The sequence below is a fragment of the Halorubrum sp. Eb13 genome, assembly GCF_002252895.1.
Classification (GTDB): Archaea; Halobacteriota; Halobacteria; order Halobacteriales; family Haloferacaceae; genus Halorubrum.
The window spans coordinates 12,108-27,872 of record NZ_NHPE01000127.1 but is presented as its reverse complement, the minus strand read 5'-3'; the positions used below and the strand labels follow the sequence as shown (position 1 = coordinate 27,872).

Annotated in this window: 10 protein-coding genes and 3 pseudogenes; 11 read left to right on the top strand and 2 right to left on the bottom strand. The window is 55.5% G+C overall.

Features of this window, described 5'->3' with window-relative positions; all coding sequences use genetic code 11:
- Positions 1–546: 546 nt before the first annotated feature.
- The 3 genes from DJ75_RS18350 (at position 547) to DJ75_RS14100 (ending at position 2,775) form a co-directional block, all read left to right on the top strand.
- The gene (locus DJ75_RS18350) at positions 547–1,134 is read left to right on the top strand and encodes a hypothetical protein (protein WP_141212052.1); all 588 of its coding nucleotides are present in this window, start codon (positions 547–549) and stop codon (positions 1,132–1,134) included.
- Positions 1,103–1,564 (top strand): hypothetical protein, encoded by a 462-nt coding sequence (locus DJ75_RS14105; RefSeq protein WP_141212051.1) that lies wholly within the window; start codon positions 1,103–1,105, stop codon positions 1,562–1,564. The genes DJ75_RS18350 and DJ75_RS14105 overlap by 32 nt, the downstream gene beginning before the upstream one ends.
- A gap of 239 nt (positions 1,565–1,803) precedes the next feature.
- Positions 1,804–2,775: a DUF1616 domain-containing protein gene (locus tag DJ75_RS14100; protein WP_094525074.1), complete on the top strand. Its 972-nt coding sequence runs from the start codon at positions 1,804–1,806 to the stop codon at positions 2,773–2,775.
- A gap of 249 nt (positions 2,776–3,024) precedes the next feature.
- Here the strand turns inward: DJ75_RS14100 and DJ75_RS14095 are convergent.
- A pseudogene (locus DJ75_RS14095) lies at positions 3,025–3,809 on the bottom strand (IS5 family transposase).
- Positions 3,810–4,355: 546 nt separating this feature from the next.
- Between DJ75_RS14095 and DJ75_RS14085 the strand changes: the two are divergent.
- The 8 genes and pseudogenes from DJ75_RS14085 (at position 4,356) to DJ75_RS14055 (ending at position 12,804) form a co-directional block, all read left to right on the top strand.
- The gene (locus tag DJ75_RS14085; RefSeq protein WP_094525072.1) at positions 4,356–5,336 is read left to right on the top strand and encodes an NAD(P)-dependent oxidoreductase; all 981 of its coding nucleotides are present in this window, start codon (positions 4,356–4,358) and stop codon (positions 5,334–5,336) included.
- Between the two features lie 1,105 nt (positions 5,337–6,441).
- Positions 6,442–6,999: a dTDP-4-dehydrorhamnose 3,5-epimerase gene (rfbC, locus tag DJ75_RS14080; protein ID WP_094525071.1), complete on the top strand. Its 558-nt coding sequence runs from the start codon at positions 6,442–6,444 to the stop codon at positions 6,997–6,999.
- A 321-nt stretch (positions 7,000–7,320) separates the two neighbouring features.
- A complete protein-coding gene (locus DJ75_RS14075; RefSeq protein ID WP_094525070.1) occupies positions 7,321–7,956 on the top strand; it encodes an IS6 family transposase in 636 nt (211 codons plus the stop codon).
- Positions 7,957–7,973: 17 nt separating this feature from the next.
- Positions 7,974–8,138: pseudogene (locus DJ75_RS18345) on the top strand (transposase); the annotation flags it as partial.
- Between the two features lie 257 nt (positions 8,139–8,395).
- Complete coding sequence (locus DJ75_RS14070) at positions 8,396–9,325, top strand: NAD(P)-dependent oxidoreductase (protein ID WP_094525069.1); 930 nt, start codon at positions 8,396–8,398, stop codon at positions 9,323–9,325.
- A 191-nt stretch (positions 9,326–9,516) separates the two neighbouring features.
- Positions 9,517–10,554: pseudogene (locus tag DJ75_RS14065) on the top strand (transposase).
- Between the two features lie 1,383 nt (positions 10,555–11,937).
- Complete coding sequence (locus DJ75_RS14060; protein WP_094525068.1) at positions 11,938–12,426, top strand: hypothetical protein; 489 nt, start codon at positions 11,938–11,940, stop codon at positions 12,424–12,426.
- Positions 12,427–12,567: 141 nt separating this feature from the next.
- Positions 12,568–12,804, top strand: coding sequence for a hypothetical protein (locus tag DJ75_RS14055; protein ID WP_094525067.1), 237 nt, complete (start codon positions 12,568–12,570; stop codon positions 12,802–12,804).
- Between the two features lie 79 nt (positions 12,805–12,883).
- On the opposite strand, the gene ppc is transcribed toward DJ75_RS14055, so the two are convergent.
- Complete coding sequence (ppc, locus tag DJ75_RS14050; protein ID WP_094525066.1) at positions 12,884–15,586, bottom strand: phosphoenolpyruvate carboxylase; 2,703 nt, start codon at positions 15,584–15,586, stop codon at positions 12,884–12,886.
- Positions 15,587–15,765: the final 179 nt, after the last annotated feature.

Sequence of the window (15,765 nt, the reverse complement as noted above, 5' to 3'; positions counted from 1 at the left end):
TTGTTATCTCCACTGAATATACGAGTATAGTTATAACGTGTCTATGAAATCCCACCACGATACAATAAATGCCTAAAATCGAGATTTCGGTCTGCGCCGGGTCACAATCTCGGTGGTGATGACTGATCCTCACTAACGCAGTTGCTCAGATACCGATAGGGTCGTAACGGGAGAGAAGTTCCCGGAGGTCTGCTCCGGTCGGAACGACCGCGCACGGTCACGTTGGTCGTACTGCATCTGTCTGACGACTCGTAGCCGCGTGAACTGCTCGTCTCCTCACGTCGGTGTGTCGGATTCCGAAGCGACGACACCACCCCGCCGCTGTACGGTGGTCACCACCGTGAGTAGCAGCAGATGGAGATGCCTCATCGGGAGTGGAGGTTTCGTCGCTCGTCGGGAGTGGAGGTTTCGTCAGAACCACCTGGCAGGCACGGGTTCGGACTCCCGAGGCTGTCCGAGAGACATTACTAAGCTACTATTAAAGATAAATGATCATATTAGTCAAGTTATAATCATAAATCTGGGGGAGAAATAAATCTTATAAGAATGGCATTCAGCGAGAAATTAATTAAGGGCATACACAACCCCGACGACGCGTTCAGGCATCTGTTCAAGCCATACCGCTACAGATATGCGGTCGTCGCAGCGACCTCCAAGGTCCCGCTGGGTACGTCGATATTCAGTCGCGACTGGGACGTGTGTATTCTCCTCGACACATGTAGGGTGGACGCGATCCGGCAAATCGCGGACGAGTATTCGTACGTCGACGGCGTCGACAACATCGTGTCCCGAGGGGGAAGTAGCCCGGAATGGATGGCTCACAGTTTCAGGTCTGCATTCCAAGACGAACTGGAGAACACGGCGTACATAACATCGAACGCGTGGATCGAAAAGGTGTTAGAGGATCGACTCCGGCCGAATGATAAGTATCACAATTACCGCATTCTCAGCAGTTTACGCGAGTACGGCGAGTGGGATTTGATCGATCCCGCCGAGCTGGGCCGGTTAGAAAAGGTCTGGAAGTACGTTCCAGAAGAAGAGAAATTAGGCGAGGAGAGCGACCCTAAGGAACTCAGACAGGGGGGGTGCTCCGCCCCGATACGTGACGGACAGAGCGATAGCCGTGGGGCGTGAGTTCGACTACGACCGTTTGATATTGCATTACATGCAACCCCATCCACCGTACACCAACCGACTGAAGGCTGGAGAGAAGTCCGAGTACTTCCACAAGTATCCCAGCGATTTCCTCAAAGAAGGTGGGGAAAGAGAGAAAGTGTGGAACGCTTACTTGGACGAACTGCGGTACGTTCTGGACGACATTGAGCTTCTCCTCTCCAACATCGACGCCGACAAAGTCGTTATCTCCGCGGATCACGGCGAGGCGTTCGGTGAGTTCGGGGTGTACCAGCACCACTCGGGGAGTTTTCACCCGAAAATTCGTTTCGTTCCCTGGGTCGTTACGTCGGCGAGCGACACGGGATCGTATTCACCACAGACCGAACCTGCTGAACAGACTGAGGTGTCGGCTGACGATCAGCTGGGGGCACTTGGATACAAAATGTGAGTAGGACATCGCTTCGAGATCAACGACGAATCTCCTGCGGTAAATCCTCATACTCCCACTCATTTTTTGATGAGAACGTCCGGAAGTGTTCGAGTTAGTGCAATCTATCGTATGCTGATTCCGATCCACGATCAATCGGCATCTCCAAAGAAAATTTCGTTTCGAGAGAATCCGCTCTCGCCGCGGTCCAGGCCATTAGTTTCCCATTAGTCATTACCATCCGTCCCATCTGAGGTTCTATGTCGGCCCGTTCGAGAGCGAAGTCGGACTCAGCCGCCTTCCTGCTTGATCTCGCCTGTATAATGCTGCTCGCCCTGTGGACAGTCGTGAGCTCGCTCGTCGTCTTCGTCGCACTGCCCGGACAAGGCGTTCTCGGACTGGTCGCGATGGCCTTCGTTCCGGGATACGCCCTCGTTGCAGTGCTATTCCCGGGCACCGCTCAGGACGACGGGTCCCTCACCCTCGTCGAACGATCGGTCCTTGCCATCGGTTTGAGCGTCTGTCTCGTCCCGTTGGTCGGACTGGGACTGGACTACTCGCCCAGGTCGATCAGGCCTGACGAACTCGTACTGATAATCGGTCTCTTGAGCGTCGTGCTGGTCGCCGTCGCGGCGGTCAGGCGCCTACGACTGCCGCCTGACGACCGATTCGACCCGCGGAACGCCGGCGATACGATAACCGGTCTCATGCGGGACGAAACCGGTCGGTCGGTGTCCACGCTGAACGTTCTGCTGATCGTCGGACTCCTCGTAGCCGCGAACGGGGTAGGGTTCGCGGCCGTGTCCACAGATCGCGGCGAACAGTTCACCGAATTCTACATCTTGACGGAAGATTCCAAAACGAGCGATCTCGTTGCCGGCGACTATCCCGACGAGGTCGGCGGGGGAGCCGAACCCGTTCATATCGGTATCGCAAACAAAGAGGGTGAGACGGTGGAGTACACAGTCGTGGTTCTCCTCCAGTCGTTTGAGGGGGAGCGGGAACGATTGATGGTGCGCGAGCGGACGCTGGAAACCTTTTCGGTGACCCTCCAACCTGGAGAAACGCTGATGGAGCCTCACGAGCTCGATACGTACGTAACCGGAAACGACCTTCGCGTGACCTACTTACTGTATGAGGGTTCGCTACCGACGAACGAACGCATCGGAATCGATACCGCCTACCGACATACTCACTTCTGGGTCGACGATCCTTCCTCAGAGACTGACTGAGCGCTGTCGCGCAAGGCGAAGAGACGAGTATAGCATTTTACCCATTTCTCCACAGTGGTGTGGTCTGTTTCGACTCCGCCTCTACACAAATTCTCGCACGAAACGGTCGACTGCTTTCCCGTCGCCGAACGGTTCTGCCCGACAACTGTCCGCCCTGCTCTTTGCAACGACACTACGCTCAATCTAAAATGGTTCACACAAACTGAGCCGGTTTGATCTGCTTTGTTGAACCCGACGACGGCGTCGGGTTCACTGTTTGAGAGCCTTTTCTGGGTTGTAGACTGCAGCGGTCAACACGAGCTCGCGGAACTCGCGGTACCATGCGCGAGGGTGGACAGCGGGGCCGAACCGACGCTTGATGGCCGAAAAGGCGGTCTCGGCCATCCAGCGCTGACCGTATAAATCACTGTCCACCGGGCGTTGTGTGCGTGATCGTACGCAGCAAACAGCCGATGACGTAGCAGGGCCGGACGCACTCTGAGCGGAGGGCGTCCCGGAACGATTGTTCGTCATAGTCTCTGTCGCCGGCGATACTTTCTATTTTCTCGGTGTTACGAAGGGCGACTCGACGGCCAGTTTGCGTGTCGTGCGGCCAGTGTGCCGAGCAGTGAACATCGAGGACGGCACACGAGTCTGTATCGATAAGCGCCGTCGTTTTGAGCGTGCGTATGTGGCGATCCGAGCGGTGTTGGTAGTGCCTCGATGCTGTTTTCCGATCGAAGAACTAGCATCAATGACATCGTGCGAGCCCGGATCGCAGATGGTCGCAGACTCCCGAAGGAAGCCACGCCACACGGACATGGGCGCCCTCTCAAACGACCGATACAGCGTTGAGGGTGCGGGAAATGCCGTCCGCACCAGCTGTAACAGACCACAAACTCGATCCATTTCACTCGCCCAATCCACGATTTCGCGGTACGTCGCATCCATATGAACCCGCAAAAATGGAGCGTGACATGCTTCCAGCCGGGAAATCCGTGACGAGTCGGATCACTCACCGCCGTTGGACTGGCAGCACAGCGCTTTTGAGCCAGCGACGCGGCTTGCTTAACGAAGCGGAAGAGTAGGTTACTTACATTCGACTCTTCCGATTCGCTACTGCCTTCAGAGCGACGCTATCTCGCCGCATTCTGCGGATTCAACAGAGCAGTTTCTACAAAACGCTATCACGTTGGTTTTGCTATAGTGATTAAAATAGCCGAAGGACCGAACCCCACAACCACTCTTCGGCAGTTGATTTCGGAGCACAGCATCGATAACCTGATCAAATGTTTTGCCGCCAAGATCTCTGTGGAGTTAGAACCGTATTTGAACGTCCTCATTGGCGTATGTAGCCTCACTTTTGAGGACGTACTCGCAGTCGAAAATGTCGTCGTCATCGAGCGAGTCGTACGATCGATCCGTTGGCGGGTTTTGCGGGGGGGTCGCACAGGGGCTGTTCAAGCCACGATCAATGATAATGACCAGTATTTGTTCGTCACCCGCGTACGAAGCGCGTCCACGCGTAGGCTGCTGGATCATAGGGCACTCGACATTGTATGTAACATATAACTTTAAACGAGTTAGCGAATGTGAACTTTATGCCGGATTGGACCAATCAGAAGGTACTCATCACTGGTGGCCTCGGTTTCACAGGCAGCAACCTCGCACGCCGACTCGTTGATTACGATGCTGACGTAACGCTACTTGACATAGTCAGAAGTGAAGACAAACTCGCAACGATCGAGGACATCAGTAACGAGGTGGAAATTGTCGATGCCGACGTCCGTAACGAGGAGGCAATCGAGCGCCACGTCCCGGACGCGGACGTTGTCTATCACCTGGCCTCGAAGACCAGTCGCCCTGCAGCCAACGAAAACCCGCGAGAGAACTTGGATGTCAACTGCCGCGGGCCCCTGAACGTCCTAGAGGCGGCGGCAGGCAGCAACGACCCACCGCGAGTGGTGTACGTCAGTACACAGGCGCTGCTGGGGAACGTCGACGGGACGATTGACGAGAGCGTCGAGCCTGATCCGATCGATATCTACGGCATCCACAAGCGGACAGTCGAGGATTACTGCGACCTCTACACCCGGATCAAGGACGTCCCCACGACTGTCCTCCGGCCCGCGAACCTATACGGCCCGGGGGCACCGCTGTACGCGACAGGCTACGGGATCGTTAACCAGTTCATCGGGGACGCACTCCGTGACGACGAGTTGACAGTCTTCGAGCCCAGCGACCTTCGGGAGTTTCTGTTCATGACTGATATGGTGGATGCGCTCATTCGGGTCGGTGAGGACGACCGTGCAATCGACGAGACGTACGTCCTCGGAACCGGCGACCCACGGAGCATGAAGGAGGCAGCCGAACTGGTTGTCGAGACTGCAGGGAGCGGTTCGGTCGAGTTGGTCCCCTGGACAGATACCTGGCAGGAGATCCGGCGTGGTGATGTCGTCACCGATCCCTCAAAGATCGAGGAGCAACTCGGCTGGTCAGCGGAGGTCGATTTCGAGGAGGGGCTCAAGCGCGCGATCGAGTTCTACCGCGAAAATCCGAATATCCTGGAGGCAAATTCCTAACTCGGATGTGGCACGCTGCGGGTGAATTGCAGTCAGACATTGCATTTTGTAGCCGTCTGTCGGTGACCGTGTCGTCGTATGCGAACGTCAAGGAGATCCAGCGCAGAGCTGTTGCCGATGGACCGTCCTCGCTCCAAGGTGTTGTCCGAAGGGACAGCAGCACAGCGAGCCAATTCGCTGCCGATCAAACTGTCCCACTAATAATGCTGCCAGCGTCAAGTACGACGCGGCCTGTCGCCGAAGCCTCGTCCTCAGCTATCCCGTACCGGGAGAGTCGGTCAACCGACTGGATGCTGGTCCCGGTAGCGCAAGCGTCTAAATCGGACTCACCACTGCCTCGATTCAGTAAGAATAACTGACACCGGCAACTTTCATATTAGATCGAGTCCCGACCTGCGTACGGTTTGGGCCTTACAGGTGTCGTCGGACGAATGTGATAGCTCTACACCGGCACTATTCAAATCGCAGAAACCGAATCGGATGACTGGTAAGAGTGTGAACGATGTATTGAAACGCTTGGCTGATTGAGCTGCGTTCACTACTTACACTTCGAAAAGTGAAATGATCTCGAAGACGTTAACGTATGAACGTCACAGCACAGCGGTGCTTGGAGAATGTCACGGGCAGAAGACTGTATCAAGCTGTACGGTGCATACAACTGTCTGAATTACCCGAGCATTATCCCTACCAACTCAGAGTACACCTAAATCTTCTGTGAACCACTATCGGGTTCGGATGGACGCTCGACCTTGCCAGAGCACCGCTACATGGTCTTCTTGACTGCTTCGTCGTCAACGTGTTTCGCTGAATTATGCAAGAACGCAAAAATCAGTCGTTAATGACCACAACCGATTTTATTAGGGATTTGTCACGAGTTGAAACAGAACAAGCGCATCGTCGTTCCCAATATTCGAGAAACTCTCCTATTACGATCCGAGTTCAATATTACGGAGTTTTGTAAATAATGAATAAACGTCCGATAGTTCGTTCGCACAGTTGGATATGTTGACAGCAGAACAGTCGCATTAACCATGTACTACGATAGGGTGATACCTAATAGAATCTTTATAACTAAACCTGTCTGCTCGTATCGTCAGACGTACTCATGCCATTCGAATTCTCCGATACTGAAGTTCATGGTCTGAAAGTCATCGAGCCGGAAGTATTTGAAGATGAAAGGGGACTCTTCATGGAAACGTACAAGAGGGAAGCGTTTGAAGAGGCGGGAATTGACGTAGGATTTATTCAGGACAATTACTCCAAATCAAAAGCCAACGTCCTCCGAGGACTCCATTATCAAAAAGGTGATGCAACACAGGCAAAAGTGGTCCGGTGTTCTGAAGGTGCGATATTTGATATCGCTGTCGATCTCAGAAAAGAATCACCAACATTTGGCGAATCTTTGTCGACAATTTTATCGGAACATAACAAAAAAATATTGTACGTACCTCGCGGGTTTGCGCACGGATTTCTGGCACTTAGTGATACAGCGAAAGTTCGGTACAAGGTCGATAATGATTATGAACCAGACAAAGAGGGTGGCATAATTTGGAACGATTCAACGTTGGCTATTGACTGGCCGGTCGAAGAGCCGATTTTGTCCGAGAAAGATAAAAACTGGCCAACATTTGAGGCCGCCGTTGAGAGAGATTTGGTGTTTTAGAGTATATCTTTGATAATATCACTGAGCCACGGACAGTCTTCAGAGATTGCTAACGCTGCGATTGGAAAAGTCAAGCAAGATGGGGTATTTAGTTTTCTCAAAGCAGTAGCGAACCGCCTGTGTTACACGTTGATTATTTTTGTTTTTAAATTCATATTCGGTTCGATTACTCGTGATGAAATGATCAAGCGAGCAAAACAGAGTGGCCGGTTCTGGGAATATGATTCTTCTGAGAAAATCAAAATAGAGAACTGGGAAAGTGGAAACGACGGTGTTCAGATAATAATTGAAAGGTGAGGCGGTGCGTTTTCAAAGTGATTCATGCCCGAAAACGACCGCCTCAGCGGCTGTTTAGACGAGATCAACTTGGAGTTTGTGGAGCGAGAGGCAACACCAAAGTTGTTGATGAAGCTCAGTATTCAGCTCCACCTTGCTGGATTATCGCTTTCGAATACTGTTTCGTTTCTCGAAGTATTCGGTGTTGATCGGGTTCGATCCACTGTTCATAACTGGGTTCACAAGGCCGATCTACAGCCAGAATCTGGTCGGAGCCCGAATCACGTTGCGGTCGATGAAGCGGTGATTCAGCTTGACGATGAAAACTATTGGCTGTACACCGCCGTCGATCCAAACTCAAACGATTTACTCCACACAAAGCTTGAGCCGACAAGAACGAACGTGATCGTAGATCAGTTTTTTGCGGAACTCCGCGAAAAACACGACGTGGATGACGCGATCTTTCTCGTTGATGGTGCGGTTCCACTTCACCGAGCATGTGAAAAACATGGCCTCGATTTCAGATACGAACGACATGGAAATCGGAACAGCGTCGAACGTGTCTTTCGTGAGATAAAACGTAGAACTACCAGCTTTTCAAACTGTTTCAGCAACGCCGAAGCAGAAACTGCTGACGAGTGGCTGAGATCGTTCGCGTTCGCATGGAATCAGCTTATCTGAACACGAGTCAACGCCCGGTGGACAGTGATTTATACGGTCAGCGCTGGATGGTCGAGACCGCCTTTTCGGCCATCAAGCGTCGGTTCGGCCCCGCTGTCCACCCTCGCGCATGGTACCGCGAGTTCCGCGAGCTCGTGTTGACCGCTGCAGTCTACAACCCAGAAAAGGCTCTCAAACAGTGACCCCGACGCCGTCATCGGATTCAACAAAGCAGTAGGAACTTTATAACTATATTTGCATATTCAATTGATCAGACGTAATCATGCAATTCAGGTTTTCGAACAGTGCACTTCGTGGTCTGAAAGTAATGGAACCAGAACTGTTTAAACATGAGAGGAGACTGTTTATCGAGACTGGACTCGAATATCGTAAGATGCAGGAAACGACACTGATTGGAGAGAACCACTGCACGAGTGACAACCAATAATACGAATCCAAAATGACTGTACTAGTAACTGGTGGCCTCGGCTACCTCGGTTCCCGTCTCATCCGTGAATTACCTGACCACCCTGCGTTTACAGGAGAAGAAATTAGAATTCTCGACAATCTCCGCCAACCACGTTATCACGCTCTGTGGGATTTACCAGTATACTCCGAGTACAGTTTTGTCGAGGGAGACATTCGTGACGAAGACGTTGTCCATGATGCTATGAATGACGTTGATACCGTTTTTCATTTGGCTGCTATTACGAACGCCCCTGAAACATTCGACATACCAGAGAAAACTTGGGATGTTAATTATGAGGGTGCACTCACCGTTTTCGACGCCGCTCGTGAGGCGAATGTTGATAATTTTGTAAATGCCGTCACTTGTTCGGTTTATGGAACAACTGAAGAAAAAATTGATGAAGCCTTCGAATGTGATCCTGAATCTCCCTACGGTGAAGCAAAACTCGAAGCAGAACAGGAAATGTTTGATCGATATGACGGTAAAATAAATCTGACCGGACTTCGTCTCGGTACTGTTTATGGCTGGTCAACTGGAATGCGATTCGATACCGTCGTTGACAAGTTCGCATATCTCGCTGCGACTGGTCAACCTCTTACTGTTTATGAGGGTGCCGAAAATCAGCAACGCCCATATCTTCATATTCAAGATTCTGTTTGCTCAATGATGTTCGCAGCAGAAAATCTAGGTGATGGAGAGGCATACAATGTTGTCGGGCAAAATGCTCGGCTTCAAGACGTTGTTGACGCTATCGAACGTCACTTCCCGAATGTGGAGATCGAGTATGTTGAAGCTGAGCAACTTAATCAACTCTCTTACATCGTGAGTGATGAGAAAATCAGCGATGAAGGATTCGAAACAGCCTATACTATTGACCAAGGGGTGAAAGAACTCGCGGATAAGTATAGAGCGCTTATATAATTACCGTCCTTAGAGATCTTCTTTTGCTTGCATCCTTCCGAACGCAACTTCAGGAGCGGTGGATTCCCAACCAGAGCCTGTCATAGAATCCATCTCATAGCTTCTCACAGCCCGGATCGTTTCCTCGCTCGTAGTTGGTGATGAGCCTGTCATAGAAAGCGTCACGTACGAAGCAGCAGGGTGCGCGAAGTGTGTCCAACACAAGCGCAACCCTGCAAGACGTAGCTTCGGTAGACGACTTCTTGAATGTCGCGGCTACCGAGACAGTTCCGCTGTTTGAACACCTCGATTTCGAGTTTCTGCTGGAATACGACGTGTTCGCCCCCTCAAGGCGGGGACAAACACGAGTTCACGAACCACGAGACCTCTTTTGCGGCTTTCTGCACTGTTACTACGAGAACGTCTACGGCACTCGTCCAGTTACACGAGAACTCCAGCACAGCCTTGTCTGGTACTACTGTGGACTCGACAAACCGCCATATAGAGACACGATTGATCGCTTTCTCATCGATCTCGAACACGTTATCGACGATATCTTCGACAGGCTCGTCGAGCAGGACGCTGCCCGCGGCCTGCTCGACTCCACGTACTCTATCGATTCGACCCACATCGAAGCGATCCAACACAACGACGCTGCCTCATGGAACTACGATCCAACAGCCGAGGAGTATTACTACGGCTTCGGCTGTACACTCGTCTCAACTGGCGCAAAAATCTCGATAGCGGCGGAGTTCACACAAACCAAGCAAACGGATCAGGAGACGGCGATGCGCGTGACGCGCTCGCCGTCGATACACCGATCTGGATGCTTGGAGACAGCGTCTACGATATTCTCGACTGGCACGACCACCTGCTGGCCGCAGGGGTCGTGCCAATCGCTCCATATAATCCGCGAAACACTGACGACCCGAAATACATCGAGTACAGGGGAAGACCGAATTGAGGAACACAGCGAGGACGTTCAGCTGAAACAATCTATATTGGACGAGACATACAACAACCGGACAGGAGTCGAACGAACCAACGATGCAGTCAAAGACTGCGGCCTCGGGCACGTCCGCGCCCGAGGCCGCGTCCACGCACGAGCAGAGGTATTCGTTGCGCTCTGCCTCCGGCTCGTCGTTGCAATCACCGAGCCTGTCATAGAAAGCTTCGCAAGCTCTGTCAGTCCAAATGTTGTCAATATCCGCGTGCAAGATGCACAGCGCGTCTCTTGTGCGTCAAGATAGATTTAATTTTCTTCAACGGCCTGTTCAGCGACGTGTTCTCCGTAAGGTAGCGAGCATGTTAGTCCCGGGGAGACAGCATTAAGCACATGTAGCGAAGTGGTCCAGACACCGTCATGGGGTCTTTGACAAGTTTCCTATCGTTGGTCACAAGTTGTGCGCGAACCCCAGCATAACTTTTGACAAAGTCTTGCTCTCTCGCTTCAGGGACAAGTTTCTGTGACGCTTGGACGAAATTTTCCTTCCGATATGACTTGTTTAATTCGTCCAGGGCGACATTGATCATCTTTTTAGAAGCCATCAATTTCCAGAAACCTTTGAAACTGAATACATCGAGAAGTTCAGCGACGTCCTATCATTGTCTTAAATTAGATTCGGTTCCGATTGTCCACCGCCGACTGTTTCAAAAATCAGACCACACGGTGTCGCAGCTGTGTCCACTCCTGTCAGAGATTAAGCCGATATACTAAAAAACGCAGGAGCGCGAGCGATTCCTTCCGACCGTAGATCCAGTCTCAGGATACACACTCTTCCGAGTTGAGCTCCAAATGTACATTCTGATTCCGCATATATTCTCTTTCGCATGAATATACCAAAAACAAAACACTTATTTCGATTAAGAACACATTAACGCAAGTATGGCACACAAACAGGAGGCAGTACACGATAGAGACTTACAACCGGACTCTCGAACGACCGATGAAATGGAAAGACGGCAATACTTACGGTTCGGTGCTATGGCGGCGATACCGATGTTTTCAGCGGGTCGGGCCGCGGGAGCCACCGACGTAGACCACGGTCGAGGATCCGGTGACGAGCATAGCTTACTGATTGACGGAGCGGGAACCGCTTCCACGTACGAGTTCACAGTTGATGGAAATCTGGAGCCGGGTATCGGCGCACGATCGGACGCGAAGGCCTGTATTTCAGGATGTAACGCTGAGGGCGCAGTCACGGACGGAAGCAAACGGTACCGATTTACTGGGAATCTCTGCGCGCTCTCACTGAGAGGTGACGCCTTGGTTTCGCTTGACGGCGAAACTATCCTTCCGTAGCCACACCTCTGCGCAACCTCAATAAGACTCATATTTCAAATTTCCAACATAAAGGGATTCACAACTGGCATATCCCACACATCACTAAGCGGTGCGACAACGGATTCTCGTACGCGTTATTTATACGCTTGTTACCAGAATTGATCGCCGGTTGTCTAATGTAGACCGGTCGTGCCCGGGTACGCGTCATGGGTCTCTTAGACGTGAATTGATAAACAGATCGACCGTGATAGAGTGATCTCTAGACACAGCCACGGCGAGAGCGGCAGGCAGCAGGTATTAATAAGATTATACTAATGATATACGTGAATCGTAATAATACACAGCTCTGATGACCGTCACTCTTAATGATCTTATTACCATACTCCGGCTCACCGGTAAGAAGGCTCTGGAGTGGACTGCTGACCCGCCGGTCGGTGGACGTCTCACTCGACCGTTCTATTGGACCGTCGCGCCGGCAATCTTCCGACGATTCTCGCCGACAAACTTCGAGGACCGGGCGGCCGCTCCTGACCAGTTCAAAATCGAGTACGTCGATCCCCGCCGAATCCACCGCTTTACTCCCCGAGTGTATCCGCCGTGGTACGATCGCACGGCGTCGTTTGGACGGGTTGAAGGCGGGAGCTGGGACCGGCGGCCGTACGACGAGACGCCGTCTCACGGCGGGCCGCCGATGGATCTGTTCTACGCGGATCAGATCGAACAGGGGTTGTTGTATCAGGCGATTGAGTCGCACTTCGTCGACGGAGTCCCGTGGGAGGACACGTGGTTCGTACAACGTGTTATCGACTACCTCGACGACGGTCGTGAGTACGTCTAGCGAGATTGCTCCTCGCGTGAGGAAGTGTTCGCACGGTGCCGCCGGCTCGAGGAGATCCACCGCAGTATGCGGCGTCGCGGCTGTCTCAGTCAGCGGGAGCTGACGCCGCCGAATCGGCGCGAGGAGGGGTTCCTCCATTTTATGGAAAACGAGATCGTCGTCGACGTCGGGCGGACCGGCGAACTCCTCCTCGTGAGCGGGAAACACCGGTACTCGATTGCGCGCGCGCTAGACCTCGACGAGATCCCCGTGACGTTCCTCGTGCGACACGCGAAGTGGATGCAGATCCGCCGGGCCCTCGTCCGCGGCGCGGACCCCGTGCCGACCGAACCGCTCGACGATCACCCCGACCTGCGCGACCTCGAAAAGAACGAGTAGAGGACCGTTGTTATCGTAGCACACCGGATGAATACTCCGGCGAGGGTCGTGTGGGGACGACACTCCCGGGCCAGCACTCCTATCCCGTGTTCTTCATCCCGGCGGCGATACCGTTGACGGTGAGCCGGAGGGTGCGCTCCTCTTCCTCCGTCCGGTGGGTCCGTCCGAGCAGGTTCGCCTGCAGCAGGTTCAGCGGGTCGACGTAGGGGTTCCGACGGTCGAGGCTCTCCTCGAGCCACTCGCGGCGGAGGAGCTGGTCGCGACCGCTGATCGCCAAGACGAGGTCGCGCCCGCGCTCGTACTCGCCGATGAGCTCGGGGAAGAAGCGCTCGCGGAGCTCGTCGTCGGCGAGGTCGGCGTACTCGGCGGCGATCTCCGGCTCCGTGCGGGCGAGCGCGAGGCCGGCGTTGTCGAGGGTCGTGCGGAAGAACGGCCACTCCTCGTACATCTCGCGCAGCGTTTCGAGCCCCGCCTCCTCGCCGACCTCGTCGAGGTAAGCGTCGATGCCGGAGGCGAGCGAGTACCAGCCGGGGAGGATGAGCCGCGTCTGCGTCCACGAGAACACCCACGGAATGGCGCGCAGGTCTTCGACGGTGCGTTCGCCGGAGCGAGAGGCGGGCCGCGAGCCGAGGTTGAGGTCCTCGACGACGGAGATGGGGGTCGCCTGTCCGAAGTAGGAGACGAACCCGTCGGTGTTCAGCAGGTCGCGGTACGTCTCGCGGGCCGCGGGCGCCATCGTCTCCATCGCGTCGACCCACGCCTCGGGGACGTCCTCCGTGGGCTCCTCGTTGGCCTCGTGGCGGGCGCGGATCTGCGCGTCGAGCATCTGCTCGAGCTCGCGCTCGGCGATCCGCGGGTTGGCGTACTTCTCGGCGATCGCCTCGCCCTGCTCGGTGAACTTCACCTGTCCGGTGACGGTCTCGTTCGGCAGCGCGAGCAGCGCCTCGTTCATCGGGCCGCCGCCGCGGGAGATGGAGCCGCCCCGCCCGTGGAACAGCCGGAGCGTGACGTCCTCCTCGCGGCAGAACCGCGCGATCCGGCGCTGGTTCTCGTAGAGGTCCCAGTTCGCGGCGAGGAACCCGTTCTCCTTGTTGGAGTCGGAGTAACCGAGCATCACCTCCTGCAGGTCCCCGCGAACCTCCAGCGCGGTCGCGTACGCCTCGTTGTCGAACAGCGCCCCGAGGATGCGCTCGGCGCCGTTGAGCGCGGACTCGGTCTCCAACAGTGGGACGACGTCGAGCCCGCAGTGGTCCGGCAGCGAGACGGCGCCGACCTGGTCGGCCAAGAACAGGACCTCCAGCACGTGGCTCGGCTCCTCCGTCATCGAGATGCAGTAGGTGTCGATCGCCTGCTGGCCGTACTCGTCTTGCCACTCGGCGAGCTCGCTGAACCGCTCCAGCACGCGCTCCGTCGTGTCGGAGATGTCGCCCGGTTCGTCGGTGTCGACGACGGGGTCGTCCTGGAGGATCGCTTCGGTGAGGAACTCCTCTCGCGCGTCCTCGTCCATCCCGCGGTAGTCGACGCCCTCGCTGGCGACCGCCTCGGCGACGGCCTCGGTGTGGTTCTCGCGGTGGTCGCGGAGGTCGAGCGAGGCGAGCGTGAAGCCGAACGTGTCCACCTGTCGGCGGAGCGGCTCGACGAACGACTCGCGGACCGCGTCCTGCCCGTCGGCCCGGAGCGACTCGGCGATGACGTCGAGGTCGGCGAGGAACGCGTCGCCGTCGGGGTACTCACCGGGGCGCACGTCGTCGACGCGGTCGAGTCGCTCGCGCATCAGGCGGAGCTTCTGGCGGTACGGCTCGTCGGGGTAGCGCTCGCGGGCCTCCTCGACGACGGTCGGGAAGCGCTCGGCGTCGGCCGCGAGCGACTCCGTGAGCCGGTCGTCGATCGCGTACCGTTCGCCGTCTTGGCTCAACACGGCGGAGAGCCGCTTACACCGGTCACGGTACTTTTCGATGGCGACCGACCGCTGCCGTTCGAGCGTCTCGTCGGTGACCTCGGGCGTCACGAAGGGGTTGCCGTCGCGGTCCGACCCCGCCCACGAGCGGAACTCGAAGAGCTTCGGACAGTCGATGTCGTCGTACTCGCTCGAAATGGTTTCCTCGAACTCCTCGTAGGCGTCGCCGACGACATCGAAGAGGGTGTTCTCCAGGTACCAGCCGACGTTTCGGGCCTCGTCTTCGGGCTCCGGGCGGCGCTGGCGAACCTGTCGGGTGCCCCAGAGGCTCGTCACCTCGGCGGTGACGTCGCGCCAGATCGCGTTTCGCTCACGCTCGGTGAGGTTGCGCTCGTCGAGCTCCTCAAGGTGGTTAGCGATCGACCGGAGCTTCGCCTTCACCGTCGCCCGGCGGGCCTCGGTCGGGTGGGCGGTGAAGGTGGGCTCGATGAGCACGTCCTCCAGCAGCTCGCGTAGCTCCTCGGGTTCGACTCCCTGCTCCGCGAACTCCTCGACGGTGGCCTCGAAGGAGTCGTGGAGGGCGCCCTCGTCGTCGGCGTTCCGAATGGCGCGGACGCGCTCGCGCTCCTCGGCGAGGTTGATCAGTTCGAAGTAGGTGGTGAACGCGCGGGCGACGATCTCCTCGCGGTTCGACGAGAGCCCGTCGACTGACTCGTGGAGCCCGGCCCGGCTCTCCGCGTCGCCGCGGCGGTATCGGATCGACGCGTTCCGGAGGTCTTCCACCGTCTCGTACGCTTCCGTGGAGGCCTGTGCGGAGAGGACGTCCCCCACGAGCGCGCCGAGCTCCCGGACGTCCGTCCGTACGTCTCGATTGTGCAACTCCATACCACAGTTACACCCGTCGCCGCGGGTTAAAGGCGATGTCTGAACGAATGTTTGCCTCGGCTCCGAGTGAATATCCCGATCGATCGTGCGCCGATCGGGCGAGCGGTCGTCCGTCGCGACACTCGGGGGAGCGGATCGGTTCGGATCGGTCGATTCCGCTCGGCCGGACGAGCCGCTTC

Bases quoted from the DNA above. Each gene is read 5' to 3' on its own strand.
- DJ75_RS18350 (WP_141212052.1), top strand. From the start codon at position 547: ATGGCATTCAGCGAGAAATTAATTAAGGGCATACACAACCCCGACGAC.
- DJ75_RS14100 (WP_094525074.1), top strand. From the start codon at position 1,804: ATGTCGGCCCGTTCGAGAGCGAAGTCGGACTCAGCCGCCTTCCTGCTT.
- DJ75_RS14085 (WP_094525072.1), top strand. From the start codon at position 4,356: ATGCCGGATTGGACCAATCAGAAGGTACTCATCACTGGTGGCCTCGGT.
- rfbC (WP_094525071.1), top strand. From the start codon at position 6,442: ATGCCATTCGAATTCTCCGATACTGAAGTTCATGGTCTGAAAGTCATC.
- DJ75_RS14075 (WP_094525070.1), top strand. From the start codon at position 7,321: ATGCCCGAAAACGACCGCCTCAGCGGCTGTTTAGACGAGATCAACTTG.
- DJ75_RS14070 (WP_094525069.1), top strand. From the start codon at position 8,396: ATGACTGTACTAGTAACTGGTGGCCTCGGCTACCTCGGTTCCCGTCTC.
- DJ75_RS14060 (WP_094525068.1), top strand. From the start codon at position 11,938: ATGACCGTCACTCTTAATGATCTTATTACCATACTCCGGCTCACCGGT.
- DJ75_RS14055 (WP_094525067.1), top strand. From the start codon at position 12,568: ATGGAAAACGAGATCGTCGTCGACGTCGGGCGGACCGGCGAACTCCTC.
- ppc (WP_094525066.1), bottom strand. From the start codon at position 15,586: ATGGAGTTGCACAATCGAGACGTACGGACGGACGTCCGGGAGCTCGGC.